This is a genomic window from Streptomyces odontomachi (assembly GCF_024435355.1).
Classification (GTDB): Bacteria; Actinomycetota; Actinomycetes; order Streptomycetales; family Streptomycetaceae; genus Streptomyces; species Streptomyces odontomachi.
Genome location: NZ_JAMJWG010000010.1, coordinates 57,155 through 70,788, shown reverse-complemented (window position 1 = coordinate 70,788; position 13,634 = coordinate 57,155). Strand labels below are relative to the sequence as shown.

9 protein-coding genes are annotated in these 13,634 nt (G+C 71.4%); 7 read left to right on the top strand and 2 right to left on the bottom strand.

Translation table 11 applies throughout. The annotated features are described in order from the left end of the window. Nucleotides 1-227 precede the first annotated feature (227 nt). Together NQO67_RS21355 and NQO67_RS21350 are read left to right on the top strand one after the other, a co-directional pair. A complete protein-coding gene (locus NQO67_RS21355; protein ID WP_255951704.1) occupies nt 228-2,411 on the top strand; it encodes a CDP-glycerol glycerophosphotransferase family protein in 2,184 nt (727 codons plus the stop codon). 238 nt (nt 2,412-2,649) lie between these two features. Further along, nucleotides 2,650-3,837, top strand: coding sequence for a glycosyltransferase family 2 protein (locus NQO67_RS21350; RefSeq protein ID WP_255951703.1), 1,188 nt, complete (start codon nt 2,650-2,652; stop codon nt 3,835-3,837). 62 nt (nt 3,838-3,899) lie between these two features. On the opposite strand, the gene NQO67_RS21345 is transcribed toward NQO67_RS21350, so the two are convergent. Together NQO67_RS21345 and NQO67_RS21340 are read right to left on the bottom strand one after the other, a co-directional pair. Next, the gene (locus NQO67_RS21345; RefSeq protein ID WP_255951702.1) at nt 3,900-6,080 is read right to left on the bottom strand and encodes a CDP-glycerol glycerophosphotransferase family protein; all 2,181 of its coding nucleotides are present in this window, start codon (nt 6,078-6,080) and stop codon (nt 3,900-3,902) included. Between the two features lie 235 nt (nt 6,081-6,315). Further along, nucleotides 6,316-7,737 carry a polysaccharide pyruvyl transferase family protein gene (locus tag NQO67_RS21340; RefSeq protein ID WP_255951701.1) on the bottom strand — a complete coding sequence of 474 codons (1,422 nt, stop codon included), beginning with the start codon at nt 7,735-7,737 and terminating at the stop codon, nt 6,316-6,318. 252 nt (nt 7,738-7,989) lie between these two features. On the opposite strand from NQO67_RS21340, the gene proB reads away from it, so the two are divergent. The 5 genes from proB to NQO67_RS21315 all read left to right on the top strand — a co-directional run bounded on the left by proB (nt 7,990) and on the right by NQO67_RS21315 (nt 13,499). Next, the gene (gene proB / locus NQO67_RS21335) at nt 7,990-9,162 is read left to right on the top strand and encodes a glutamate 5-kinase (RefSeq protein ID WP_255951897.1); all 1,173 of its coding nucleotides are present in this window, start codon (nt 7,990-7,992) and stop codon (nt 9,160-9,162) included. A 230-nt stretch (nt 9,163-9,392) separates the two neighbouring features. Continuing rightward, the gene (locus NQO67_RS21330) at nt 9,393-9,812 is read left to right on the top strand and encodes a DUF8830 family protein (protein ID WP_305126095.1); all 420 of its coding nucleotides are present in this window, start codon (nt 9,393-9,395) and stop codon (nt 9,810-9,812) included. 266 nt (nt 9,813-10,078) lie between these two features. Beyond that, nucleotides 10,079-11,383 carry a glutamate-5-semialdehyde dehydrogenase gene (locus NQO67_RS21325; RefSeq protein WP_255951700.1) on the top strand — a complete coding sequence of 435 codons (1,305 nt, stop codon included), beginning with the start codon at nt 10,079-10,081 and terminating at the stop codon, nt 11,381-11,383. 171 nt (nt 11,384-11,554) lie between these two features. Further along, nucleotides 11,555-12,229: an SCO2584 family spore wall biosynthesis protein gene (locus tag NQO67_RS21320; RefSeq protein ID WP_255951699.1), complete on the top strand. Its 675-nt coding sequence runs from the start codon at nt 11,555-11,557 to the stop codon at nt 12,227-12,229. A gap of 199 nt (nt 12,230-12,428) precedes the next feature. Then, complete coding sequence (locus NQO67_RS21315; protein WP_255951698.1) at nt 12,429-13,499, top strand: SCO2583 family membrane protein; 1,071 nt, start codon at nt 12,429-12,431, stop codon at nt 13,497-13,499. Nucleotides 13,500-13,634: the final 135 nt, after the last annotated feature.

Genomic DNA, 13,634 nt, shown 5'->3' with positions numbered 1-13,634 from the left:
CCGCACACGGCCGCCCGTCGCCCGGGACCGGCTGAACGCGCCCGGTGTCGCCGTGCCGTCCTGCCGTTGCGGCACCCTGAGCACCACCCGAAATCCAGCGCGAAAAAGTACATTCGACAAGACGTCGTACGTGGCGTCGTATGTATGGCGTATATCGCCGGGCTCGCTCCTTCGAGCTCTGACACCTGAACCTGTCGGCATGCCCCCGAAAAAGTAGGTCCCATCCCGTGATATCCACCGCCATCCGCGTCGCCCGCGTGGGCAGTCGCGCCGAGCTCGCCGCAGCCGTACTCCTGCTGCTGGGTTATCCCGGCCTCACGGTGGCCGCGCTGATACCGAGCGTCTGGGGCTTCGCAGTCGCTGGTGCCGTGACCTACCTGGCGGACAGATATCTGCACCATCGCGGCAGCTATCTCATCAACCGGCTGGGCAAGATCCGCGCGGGTCTGTCCATCCGGTTCCTGGTGCGTGAGCTGCTGCTCATCCTGCTGCTCGCCCGTCTCGACCTCTCCACGAAGCCGGTCTTCTACGCGGCGATCGCCGGCTTCCTCCTCTTCTTCGGCCTCCAGGCCCCGCACAGCGCCCTGAGCACGCTGATCAAGCTGCGCCGCAGGCTGCCGGTGGCCACCCGGAACGTGGACCTGTCCCGGGTCTCCATCCCGAACGCGGCCCCGCCGCGGCTCACCTCACGCGCCGCGGAGAAGATGCTGCACCTGGACCTCTTCGCCGTGGTGGGCCTGCTGGTCGCGGCCGAGGCCGAGGCCGCGGTATGGGGCTACGCCGGTATCGCCGTGACGCTGGTGCTCGGCCTCGGCTACCTGGTCGCGCTGGTGCCCTACATCCGCGGCAAGCGCATCCCGGCGCGCGCGGAGACGGTGCTGGACCGGGTGGACGACTGGCTGCACGAGTACCGCCCCGAGACGGTGCTCTACTTCTCCGGCTCCAAGGACTCCGCCTACCAGGTCAACATGTGGCTGGAGACCATGGAGCAGCTCGACACCCGGCCCCTGGTCATCCTGCGCGAGCGGGTCATCCTGAAGAAGCTGGCCCGCACCAGCGTGCCGGTCATCTGCGTGCCCGGCGGTGTGCACCTGATGAACATGGACCTCTCCAGCGTCCGTGTCGCCCTCTACGCGGCCAACGTCGGCAAGAACATCCACATGCTGCGCGTGCCCACCATGAAGCACGTCTTCATCGGCCACGGCGACAGCGACAAGATCGCCAGCGTCAACCCGTTCAGCAAGGTCTACGACGAGGTGTGGACCGCGGGCCGCGCCGGCCGCGACCGCTACGCCCTGGCCGACGTCGGCGTGCGCGACGACGACATCGTCGAGGTGGGCCGCCCCCAGCTGGCCCCCATCCAGCACGCCACCGGAGCTCCGGCCGACCGCATTCCCACCGTGCTGTACGCGCCCACCTGGGAGGGCTGGGACGACGCCCCGGGCAACACCTCGCTCCTGCTGGCCGGCGAGAACATCATCCGCGGCCTGCTGAAGGCCGACCCCGCCGTGCGGGTGCTCTACAAGCCGCACCCGTTCACCGGCACCCGCAGCAAGGTCGCCAAGGCGGCGCACGACCGCATCGTGGCCCTCGTCGAGAAGCACGCGGCCCAGCGTGCCGCCGACCCGGCGTTCACCCGCGACGAGGCCGCCGAGGCCGCGGCATGCGCCGAGCTGACCCGTATCGAGGCTCAGCTGTCCCAGCTCGTGGGCGGCGGCGACGAGCGTGACGAGGCCGAGGCGTCCCGCGACGGCATCGCCGACCCGGAGCGCGAGGCGCTCGCCAAGCGACTGCGCCAGGAGTGGAACGCCGCCTACTGGCGCTCCTTCCCGGCCTGGGAGCACCGGGTGATCTCCGGCCCCGCGCCCCTGCTGTACGACTGCTTCAACGTCAGCGAGGGCATGGTTTCGGACATCTCCAGCGTGGTGTCGGACTTCATCGCGAGCGGCAAGCCGTACGCGGTCACGGACTCCGCAGAGCTCGGCGCCGAGGAGTTCAAGCGGCAGAACACCGCGGTGCGCGCCGCCGTGATCCTCTCCAACTCCGCCGTCGAGCTCGGCGAGCTGCTGGCCGCGGTGCGCAACACCGACGATGACCCGCTGGTCGAGGCCCGCGTCGAGCTGAAGGAGTACCTGCTCGGCCCGGACGAGCCCACGTCGATGGAGCGCTTCAACGCCGCGGTGCGCGCCCTCAAGGCCAAGGCCGAGATCCGCAACGAGGGCCAGGGTGCGGCCGGTGCCGACATCCCGGTGCAGCGCACCCAGGCCCCCGTGGAGCCCGGCCCGGAGCCGGGTCCCGGGTCCGCCGCGGCGGCCGAGCCCGCCGGCACCGCGGCTCCCTCCGCAGGGGCTGCCGCCCCGGCCGGGTCGGCGACGGCCGCGTCCGCCGAGAGCGAGGCACCGATCGCCTGACCCGCCGCCCGCACCCCGCCCGACCGGCACTGCTGCCCGGCTGAGCCCAGCCTGACCGCGGCACCGCACGACGGGCACCCGCCCGGCCCCGAGGCCACCGCCCCGGGGCCGGGCTTTCGTATGTGTGTCCGAGTGACGGAGGTCACGTGAAGGAAGGCTGAAATCTCGGCAACGAAGCCGCCCCCTGATCGGTCTTCTTGGTGACCGCAAGTGAGCACGGCAAAACAGGGGGCATGGAATGAGCGATCCTGACGTGAGCGTCGTAGTCGGTGCGTACGAGGCGATGCCTTACCTCGTCCAGTGCCTGGAGTCCGTCGAGGCCCAGACGCTGCCCGCCGAGCGCATGGAGATCATCGCGGTCGACGACGGCTCCACGGACGGATCGGGGGAGTACCTGGAGAAGTTCGCCGCCCGCAGCCGCATACCGACCCGAGTGATCCGCCAGTCGAACTCCGGCGGCCCCAGCGGCCCGCGCAACGTCGGCCTCGGCCTCGCCCGCGGCCGTTACGTCTTCTTCCTCGACGCGGACGACCACCTCGGCGAGGAAGCCCTGGAGCGCATGGTCGCGATGGGCGACGAGAACAGCACCGATGTCGTCCTCGGCCGTGTCGAAGGCGTCAACCGGGGCGCGCCGAAGTCGATGTGGCGCAACGGCAACCTCGGCCGCACCGACGTGTTCTCCTCCAACATCAAGTACACCCTCAGCGCCCAGAAGCTCTTCCGCCGCGCCTTACTGGACTCCCACGGCATGCGCTTCGACGAGTCCCTCACGACCGGTGAAGACGCCCTGTTCACCCTGGACGCCTACCTGCGCGCCGACGGAGTCTCGATCGTCGCCGACTACACCTGCTACTACCTCGTCGGACGCGACGACGGCAAGCACGCAACCAAGCGCGGCAGCTACAGCCGGCGCTTCGACTCCGCGCGTGCCCTGATGGGGCTCATCGCGGACCGGCTGCCGGCCGGGCCGCAGCGGGACACCCTGATGGTGCGGCCGTTCGTGATCACGCTGCTCCCGCAGTTCGGCCCGTCCTTCCTGGACCGCGGTGACAAGGTCAGGCAGCACAAGATGGAGCTGGCCAAGCCCTTGATGGACACGTACTGGACCGAGGGCGTCGCCGCCCGGCTCAAGGTCGAGGAGCGGCTGCGGCTGCACCTGGTGGCAGCAGGGCGCGCCGATCTGCTCACCGACGTACTGGCCTTCCTCCGCGAGAAGAAGACTCCCGAAACGGTCCTCGAGCGCCGCGGCCGCCGCGCCTATCTCGCCTACCCCCACTTCCGCGACAGCACGGCCGGCGTGCCCGACGCGATCTACGCCGCGTCCGGCTCGGAGACCGCGCACATCGACGGTTTCCGCCCACCCCGGCGCGCCCTCCGCGTCGCCAAGCGCGTGCTGGCGCGCGGGCGGCGGCTGGCCGCGTCGTGATCACGCCATGACGGGTGCGCCCCTTCACGGTGGGCACCCCCGTCACGTCGCCCAGCCGAAGGTCAACCGGCGGTGGGCCCACGCCCCTGGATCCGGCTGCCGCCCGGGGCGTCCGGGGCGGGGACCGCGGCGCCCTGCTGACCGGGGATGTCCGCAGCCTCCTGAATGGCAGCGCGATCCCGGGCGCCGGCCTGCCCCGGCACGGCAGCGGCCATCCGGCGCGCCATCCGCTCCTGGTGATCGGCCGCCGCCCGGGCCAGCGCACGGGCCGCGTCGGCGAAGCGGACCACGGACGGTGGCTCCGCCGGCCCGAGCAACTCCTCCTTCAGCTCCGCACGGGCCGCGGCCCACTCGTCCAGGCGCGGATCCCGCACGCTCCGCACCAGCAGCGGCACCTGCACCGCGTCCGGCGTGAGCACGGTGGCCGCCCGCACCGTCGGAAAGGCGATACGGAAGGCGTCCTCCGTCAGCCCGCTGGTGTTCGCCACCGCATACGGCTTCTCACTCGCCAGATAGTCGGAGATCACGCTGGAGACATCACTGATCAGCAGATCCGCCTGGTTGAAGCAGGAATACAGCGCGGGACGGGCGTCCGGGACGATCTGATGCCGTCCGGCAGGCAGCGACGCCCAATAGGCCGCCTCCCACGCCGCCGTCGCCGCGGCCACCGCGGCCGCCCGACCCGGCTCGGGCGTGCCCTGCACACCCATCCGCTCCATGTCGTCCGCACCACGCCGGAAGACGCAGGTGGTGAGCCGGTCCAGCGCCGCGGTGCGCCGCGCGAGCTCCAGGACGGCGCCCGGGCGTCCTGCGCCCTGGTGGCCGTCCGCCTGCCGTGCGGCGTCCCATGCGGCGTTCGCCGCGTGGATCAGCGCCTGGACACGGTCGTTCGCCGCCGCCGCGCGTGCATCCACGGAACCGGTCATCGGATGCGGCTTGTACAGCAGCCGTACCCCGGGCTCGGCGAGCAGTGCCCGGACGATGTTCTCGCCGGCGTCGATCACCGACGTGTTGCCCGGATTGCCGTCCCAGCCCTCCCAGGTGGGCGCGTACAGCACGGTGACGTACGGGCCGGTGGGCGGACCGGCGTACGGGCGGATGGCGGCGAGCTGGGGGCGGCCGATCTCCACGACGTCCCGGTCGTCGATGCCGACGTCGGCCAGCGCATACCGGGCGCGCGCCGCGAGACCCGCGACCCACACCTCGTCGTAGGCCTTCGCATACGGGTTGCACGACGACAGCTTGTCGCTCTCGCCGTGGTTGACGAACGCGTGCTTGAGGCTGGGGATGCGCAGGACCTGCGAGGTCTTGCCGGAGTTGGCCGGGTGGATCAGCACGCGGAGCGTCGTGTGCTCGAGGCGCATCAGGTGCGCGACCTTGGGGATGCACACGATGGGGATGTCGGTCGCGGCGATCTTCTGCACCATGAAGCGCTCCCGCAGCACGATGAGGGGGCGCCCGTCGAGCCGGGCCAGCGGCTCCAGCCACATGTTCGCCTGGTACGCCGACGACGTCCCGCCCGAGAAGTACATGCCGACCGTGGGGCGGTAGGCCGCGAGCCAGGCGTCGAGCCACTGGAGCACCTGCTCCTCGCCGGGCGCCCGGCGCCCCGGCAGCAGCCGCAGCAGCAACTCGCCCAGCGTCGCCGCCGCGCATCCGATGGACACCGAGACCCCGACCGCGCCCCACTCCGGCACGCCCGTCACCGCCGCGACCAGCAACCCCGCGGTGCCGGGCAGCCCGAACGACAGGATCCGCCGGCCCGGGCGGCGCATCAGCAACGGCGGGGGAGCGGGCGTCAGTCCGAGGGCCGTGGTGTCGATGTTCCGGGTGACGACGGGCAGGGTGCGGCTGCGGCGTACCAGCAGCGCGGCGCCGTGCCCGGCGAAGTGCAGGGCGTAGAAGCAGAGCAACCCGTACACCAGGGGCAGGCACCGGACGTGCCCCGTGCCGATGTCGAGCCGGACCAGGCCGGCGACGAGCAACAGGTCACGCAGCACCTGGCGCAGCGCGGCGTCCGCATGGACCTTGGCCAGGGCGGCTGCCACGACCCGCTGCCGGCGGTGCAGCAACCCCTCAGCGGCCATGCCGGCCAGCACGGCGGCGACCAGCAGCAACCCGTTGGGCCGAAGCGCCCCGACAGCCTGCCCGGCGAAGGCCCCTGACAGCAGCAACGGGGCAGGCAGATGCGTGGCCAGGCGGCGCAGGCGTGGTGAGGACGGCGGGGCAGGCACGGCGGACATCCGGACGACTCCAAGCGCGGTGACGCGTATGAGCCGCCTCTCGGGCGTACTCGGGCGTACGACGCGGGGGCGGCCACGGTTTCGTGTCCGGTACGCGGACGTTCCGGACACGAAGGATCAACGCGTGTGCGTCGGCTTGGTTATGGCCGTTTGGTGGGTGATCGCCCGGTTCCGTGCCCTCTGCGGGTCACCCTGCGCCCCTTTCGGCGCTGCGAGCCCGTGCGCTTCGGGGCCGTCAGGACCCGGCCGCACCCCGCAGCGCCCGCTTGATCGGTCTCCCCACGGCGCGCCGCGCCCGGCGGTACATCGACTGCCGGGCGGCACCGGCCACGGCCTTGGCGGCCTTGCCGGACCCGCGGGCGTTGGCCAGGGCGCGCTCCAGGTGGTCGGTACGCCGGGTGGCGTCGTCCAGCCTGGCGTGCAGCCAGTTGAAGCGGTTGCTCACCGAGTCGAGGTCGGCCGTGTTCCACGGGCGTACCGCGGGCGGGAAGGCCAGTTCGGCCATGCGGGCGTCGAACTCCGCGCCGCCGTCGCCGTGCTCGAAGGTGTTCGCCAGGCCGTTCTTCGCAAGGAACCCGGTGAAGCGGAGGAAGCGCTCCTTGTGGCCCTTGACCAACGGGCCGAAGTCCGCCGCCGCGTACAGGTCGGCCGCGGCCATGTCCTCGGGCAGCTCGCTGATCTTGAAGTGCGGGATCTCGAAGTAGCGTGCCAGCTCCAGGGTCCGTGCGTCGGCGCAGATCACCGTGCTGGGGGTGCCCGCGAGCAGGGCGGCGATATTGCCGTGGATACGGGAGCCGAAAGAGAAGTCGAATGCGCTCAGCTCGCGGATCCAGGTGATCGGATCGACGTAGACGCGGACCTTGTCGTCCCGGTAGAGCGGGTGCGACGGGTGGGTGGGGATCGAGGTCACGCTGCTGTTCGGATCCGACATGTCCCGCCAGTGCAGCTGCCGGGCCTCGCTCAGGTTCTGCCCGATGAAGCGGAGGTCGGGGTAGTCGGCGTAGGTGCGCTTCAGCAGGGCCGCCAGGCGCTTGTTGCGCAGTGCGCTGTGCGAGCCGTTGACCGAGATGCGCGAGTCGTGGGTGAGCGCATCGCCGGTGCGGATGGGGAGGGTGTCGCCGTGCAGGAACAGCGAAGGGCAGCCGATCACCTCCACGTCCCTGAAGCCCAGGTCCTTCAGGTACTGCTCGGTGAACTCGCCGCGCACCCCGATGCTGGCGCTGCGGTCCAGCACCGCCGAGACGAACTCCTTGACCGTCGGCGCGATCGGGGCGAGGCGTTCCGCGTTGTAGTTCAGCCCTGCCTGGGCCCCGACGCCCAGCACCACCACGGGGATGCGCAGCCGCGAGATCAGCCGGGTGAGCACCTTCAGCTGGCGCTCGAAGGATGGCCGGAACGCGTTGGCCAGCGGGACCACGAACGCGTCGAACTCCTCGTTGATGCGGTGTGCGGCGGCGACGTCCTTCGACATGCCGTTGGAGACGACTTCCGTGCCCGGCATGGAGAGGATCTTGTGCGCAGCGTCGCTGAATATGAGGTTTCCGGCGTTGGTGGCGATGACGTTCTGGTGGAGAGCGTCCTCGATCGGCAGGACGGTGAACGGGCTCTTGCCGGACCGGAGGAGGATCCGCCGCACGCCGCTAGGCATGGAAGTCATAAGTCAACTTTTAGTTATCAAAAACTTCAATATCTATATGGCGCGTGTACAACCTTTTCCTTAAATTCGATGCGTAACCCTGTGTACGCGGTGTGTGATGGACTCACGTCCACCGACTGGACGAGCCGTCACCGGAACCGGTCCGTCCCGTAGATTGCTGGAGACTGCACGGATCGGGGCAGGGCTGAAGAAACCGATGGGGAGCACGTGTCTGGGGTGAAACAGCACGACGAGGCGGCCCGAGAGACCTGGGTGACCGGCGCCCGCAGGGTCGTGATCAAGGTCGGCTCCTCGTCGCTGACCACCGCTTCGGGCGGCCTGGACGCCGACCGCGTGGATGCGCTCGTCGACGTACTCGCCAAGCACCGCGGACTGCCCGGTGCGTCGGCCCCGGGTGCCGAGGGCGCCGGCCGGTCCGCCCGGTCAGGCGGCAACCGGCGGGCGGTGGGGGAGCGCGAGGTCGTGCTGGTCTCCTCCGGGGCCATCGCCGCCGGGCTCGCCCCGCTCGGCCTGCGCCGCCGTCCCACCGACCTGGCCCGCCAGCAGGCCGCAGCGAGCGTCGGCCAGGGCCTGTTGGTCGCCCGCTACACGGCCTCGTTCGCGCGCTACGGCGTACGCGTCGGCCAGGTGCTGCTCACCCAGGACGACACCAGCCGCCGCGCCCACCACCGCAACGCCGCCCGCACCCTCGACAAGCTGCTCGCCATGGGCGCACTGCCGGTCGTCAACGAGAACGACACCGTCGCCACCGACGAGATCCGCTTCGGCGACAACGACCGCCTCGCCGCCCTGGTCGCCCACCTGGTCCACGCCGACCTGCTGGTCCTGCTCTCCGACGTCGACGGCGTCTACGACGGCGACCCGGGCAGCGCGGGCAGCGCACGGATCCGCGAGGTGCACGGCCCCGGCGACCTCGACGGCGTCCCGATCGGCAGTACCGGCCGGGCCGGCGTCGGCACCGGCGGCATGGTCACCAAGGTCGAGGCGGCCCGTATCGCGGCGGCGGCCGGCATCCCCGTCGTGCTCACCTCCGCGAGCCAGGCCGCCGACGCGCTCGCCGGCCGCGACACCGGCACCTTCTTCCACCCCGCGGGCCGCCGCTCCGCCGACCGGCTGCTCTGGCTCCAGCACGCCTCCACCCCGCAGGGTGCCCTGATCCTCGACGACGGAGCGGTGCGCGCCGTCGTGCACGGCCGCAAGTCGCTGCTGCCGGCCGGCATCGAGGGCGTGGACGGCGATTTCACGGCGGGCGACCCCGTGGAACTGTGCGACAGCTCCGGCCGCCCGGTCGCCCGTGGCCTGGTCAACTTCGACGCCAAGGAGATCCCCCTCCTCATCGGCCGCTCCACCCGCGACCTGGCCCAGGAACTCGGCCCCGCCTACGAACGCGAGGTCGTCCACCGGGACGATCTGGTCCTCCTGTAGTAGTCGCAGCGGGCCTGCGGAACGCGGGGGCGCACGCCACAGGACCGGTGGTGGGCGGGTGGGGCGGCGGACTCTTGGTGGTGGACCTTCTGTAAAACCACCCCGCACCCCACACGTGCGATGGTCAACTTTGACCATCGCCCACCTACTCCACCCCCCGCACAAAGGAGACCCCGGTGAGACGAGCATGGTCAGAGGCCACGTCCCGCGGCGGCGGGAACCCCCGCCCCCTGTCCGCGGTGACGGACGACCACACCGTCCCGGACGGGGTGGCCCCGGCGGGCGAAACCGGCCACCCCACCGAGCCGATGCCTCGGCTGTGGCACATCACCCTGAGCCTCTCAGGACCCGCAGCGCCCCTGACCGACGTCCGCCGCGGCCTCGAACAACTCGCCCATGACCATCCCTTCCTGCTGACCAGCCGCTACGCGGACGACCACGTGGAGATCCGGTACTGGGAGGAGGCCCGCGACCTGCACGACGCCGCCGCCGTCGCGCTGCGGCTGTGGGGTGAGCACCGGCACACCGCCAAGCTGCCGCCGTGGGAGATCGTCGGCCTGGAGGTCATCGACCGCGACACCTACCACCAGCGCATCGCCGCGGGCCACGGTCCGCTGCCCGCCACCCCGGTCGGCGTACACCCCTTCTGAGCGTTTGCCGCTTTCGGGTGACACCGCCCGCCCGGGCGCTCCGACGGCGTCGACGCCGGCAGCGGCCTCAGCGCTGACCGCACCCACACCCGCACCCCCACCCGATCGCCTAGCGCGCGCCCCTGCGCCCCTGCCGGACGCCCTCGCAAGCCCCTGCAAGCCCTCGCACGACCTGCGAGCCCTCCCGCCCGCCTGGCGCCGGATCCGCCGTCTCGGGGTGTGAAACAGCTCATGGAAGCCGGCCCCTGCCGCACTACCCTGCGAGCATGACGTCGCTCTCTGAGAACTTCACGGGCTCGCCGTACGACACCATGACCCACGTCGCACAGGCCGCGTACCGCTCGCGCGCCGCCGCCGCCGAGATCGCGCCGCTGCCGCGCGTCACCAAGGACGACGTGCTGCTCGCCATCGCGGACGCCCTGGAAGTCCGTACCAGCGAGATCGTCGAGGCCAACCAGCTCGACATCGCCGCCGCCCGCAAGGCCGGCACCAGCGAGGCGATCATCGACCGGCTCACCCTCACCCCCGAGCGGATCCGCGCCATCGCCTCCGACGTGCGCGACGTCGCAGCGCTGCCCGACCCGGTCGGCGAGGTGGTACGCGGCGGCACCCTGCCGAACGGCATCGACCTGCGCCAGGTCCGCGTCCCGTTCGGCGTCGTCGGCATCATCTACGAGGCCCGGCCCAACGTGACCGTCGACGCCGCGGTGCTCTGCCTGAAGTCCGGCAACGCGGTCCTGCTGCGCGGCTCGTCCTCGGCCCACCAGTCGAACACCGCCCTGGTGCGGGTGCTGCGGGACGCGGTCGGCGGTGCCGGGCTGCCCGCCGACGCCATCCAACTGGTCCCCGGCGACAACCGCGAGTCCGTCCGTGAGCTGATGCGCGCCCGCGGCCTCGTCGACGTGCTCATCCCGCGCGGCGGCGCCTCCCTGATCCGCACCGTCGTCGAACAGTCCACCGTCCCCGTCATCGAGACCGGCGTCGGCAACTGCCACGTCTACGTCGACGCACAGGCCGACCTGGACATGGCCGTCGAGATCCTGATCAACTCCAAGGCCCAGCGGCCCAGCGTGTGCAACGCCGCCGAGACCCTGCTGGTGCACCGCGACATCGCGGACGCCTTCGTACCGCGCGCCCTGGACGCCCTCGCCGAAGCCGGCGTGACCGTCCACGCCGACCAGCAGATCCTCGACTACGCGGAGGGCTCCAAGGCCACCGTCGTCGAGGCGACCACCGACGACTGGGAGACCGAGTACCTGTCGTACGACATCGCCGCCGCCGTCGTCGACTCCCTGGACAGGGCCGTCGAGCACATCAGGCTCTGGTCCTCCGGGCACACCGAGGCGATCGTCACCACCTCGCAGCAGGCGGCCCGACGGTTCACCCAATTGGTCGACTCCACCGCCGTCGCCGTGAACGCCTCCACCCGGTTCACCGACGGCGGCCAGTTCGGCTTCGGCGCCGAGATCGGGATCTCCACGCAGAAGCTGCACGCCCGCGGTCCGATGGGCCTGCCCGAGCTGACCAGCACCAAGTACATCGTCACCGGTGACGGGCACATCCGCAGCTGACCTCGGCAGGCACCGTCCCGCAGCGCGCTGCGGGACGGTCCGGGCGGCCTGCCACGGGCCGCCCGGACCACTGTGGCGGCGCCCGAATGACGCACTGAGACACCGTCTCGCCAGTCGGGAGAATTTCCTTGGCGTCTGCCCAAATTGACCCCTCAGGTCTACCCTGGTCATGTGCCGGAGGACGTGGGGGGCATGCCGTTTGCTGACGGCGGCGAGCCCGACGACGACCACCACGGAGGTGCGGACGAAGAGTTCGCCGCCGTGGTGTTCGACGAGGAGTTCGTCCGGGCCGCACCTGTCCACGAGCCCACCGCCGTGGAGCGACTGCTGGCCGCCGCCGAGGCACGCGCCGAGGCCTCCGAAGCGGAAGCACGCCGCGCCCGCACCCGCCGCCCACGCTCCGATGACGACTTCTTCGACGACGGCTTCGACCCGGACGGCCCCCTGGGGCACGACCAGGAATTCGACGACGACCTCTACGACCCCGACCTCCTGGAGGACGGTTACGGACGCCGTCCCCGGTACGGCGGCCCGGCCCGCTGGCACCGCCCCGTGGCGTGGCTGCTGGCCCTGGTGATGGGCGTCGGCATGGTCGCCCTCGCCTTCGTCGCCGTCTACCGGGGCGCCTCGTCCGGCCGCCAGGACCACGTTCCGAAGCCCGCGTCCTCCAAGGTCGACAAGACACCCCAGCAGCAGGGCAGCGCCCCTGCCGACGGCACCGGCCAGACCCCTGACGACACCCCGAGCACCCGCAACCACGCCTCGGCCCACGTCGCCCCCGACACCGTCCCGGACGGTGGGCGGGAGAGCCGTCCCCCCGTTCCGGCCGCCCCGCACACGCCCTGACGGATCTGTGGCGTCGTCAAGGTTCACGCCTGACGCCAGGTACTGCATTTTCCCGGGGGACGACCCCCGGACCCGCAGCCGGAGAAGCAGGCCAGCCGGGGTGACCGGCACGGACATCGCGCGGAAAACCTCAGTAACTCGGAGCAACTCGAGTGGGGCAGTGCGTTTACCCGACAGTCCTGCGACCTACCCTGAAAGTATGGGTGGGCCAGGAGGACAGCCGCCGGACGGGGCATCTGAAGGCGTGCCCGGCGGCGGGGAGGACGAGTACCGATCGGTCGTCTTCGATGAGTCGTTCATCCGCGCTGCACGACTCCAGGAACTCTCCGCCCAGGAGCGCCTCGCCGACCACGCGCCCGCCGTACGGCGCCGGCACGGCCTCCAGCGCAGCCTGTCACGACAGGCCCTGATCCTGGTGCTGCTCATCGTCGTCGCCTTCGGCACGGCCGTCTACATGGGCATACACCGGCCGAACAGGCAGACGCCGCTGCCGCGCGCCGAACCCCTGCGGATGACCGTCATCCCGCTCGCCCCCGTGCATCCGGTACCGGGCGCCGGCAAGGCCAGGACGCTTTTCACGCACAGCCCCGCAGCGCAGTTCAGGATCGGTGCCGCAGGCATCAACCTGCCCGCCTCACGCGCCACCGTGCACTTCTCCGAGGGCCAGGTGGTCACCGCCCTGTCCACCGCCAAGGACTACCTCGTCGAGTCCTCGCTCAACCCGGACGTGCTCAGCGGCCGGGCCGTGGGGTCGGTGCGGCTGCTGCTCGACCCGCAGCAACTCGACCAGTTCGACCGCAGCATCGACCACCCCGCGGTGGACGGCCGGCACGCGCCCACCGGCTGGCTGGTCCGCTTCGACCACACGAAGGCCGAACTCGCCGACACCGAGATCCGCGTCCAAGGCACCCTGCACGCCACGGAGATCAGCCCGAGCACCCTCGAGGTCACCTCCGACCACACCTTCGTCTACGCCCTGCGGCCCGCCGGCAGCCACGGCCCGGTCTCGCTGTTCACCGTCCGCCGTCAGCTGGTGTTCCGCTTCGACCGGGCCGACCTCCGGCTGCACCAGGCCGATCTCTTCGGCGCCTACGTCCAGGCCGGGCCGCTGTCCTGCTCCGACGACTCCGCGGACCGGCTGCGCCCGCTGCTCGCCGGCCAGAAGGCCAAGCCGGGTGGGCCGCATGCGGGCACGGATCCGTACGCCACGGGGCGTGCCGCAGAGCTCTGCGGCACGCTGTCTGCCAGTGCGGAGCCGACCCTGCCCTGAGGGGCACGGGGCTTTGGCTTTCCGCGGCTCTGCCGTCTGGGCGCCCCGGCGCGCCTTCAGGGGCGCGGGGAGCTGTGCGACCGGCCACGACGAGACCGTCGGGTCGTCACCGGCCCGAAGGGGCTGTTTCTGTCG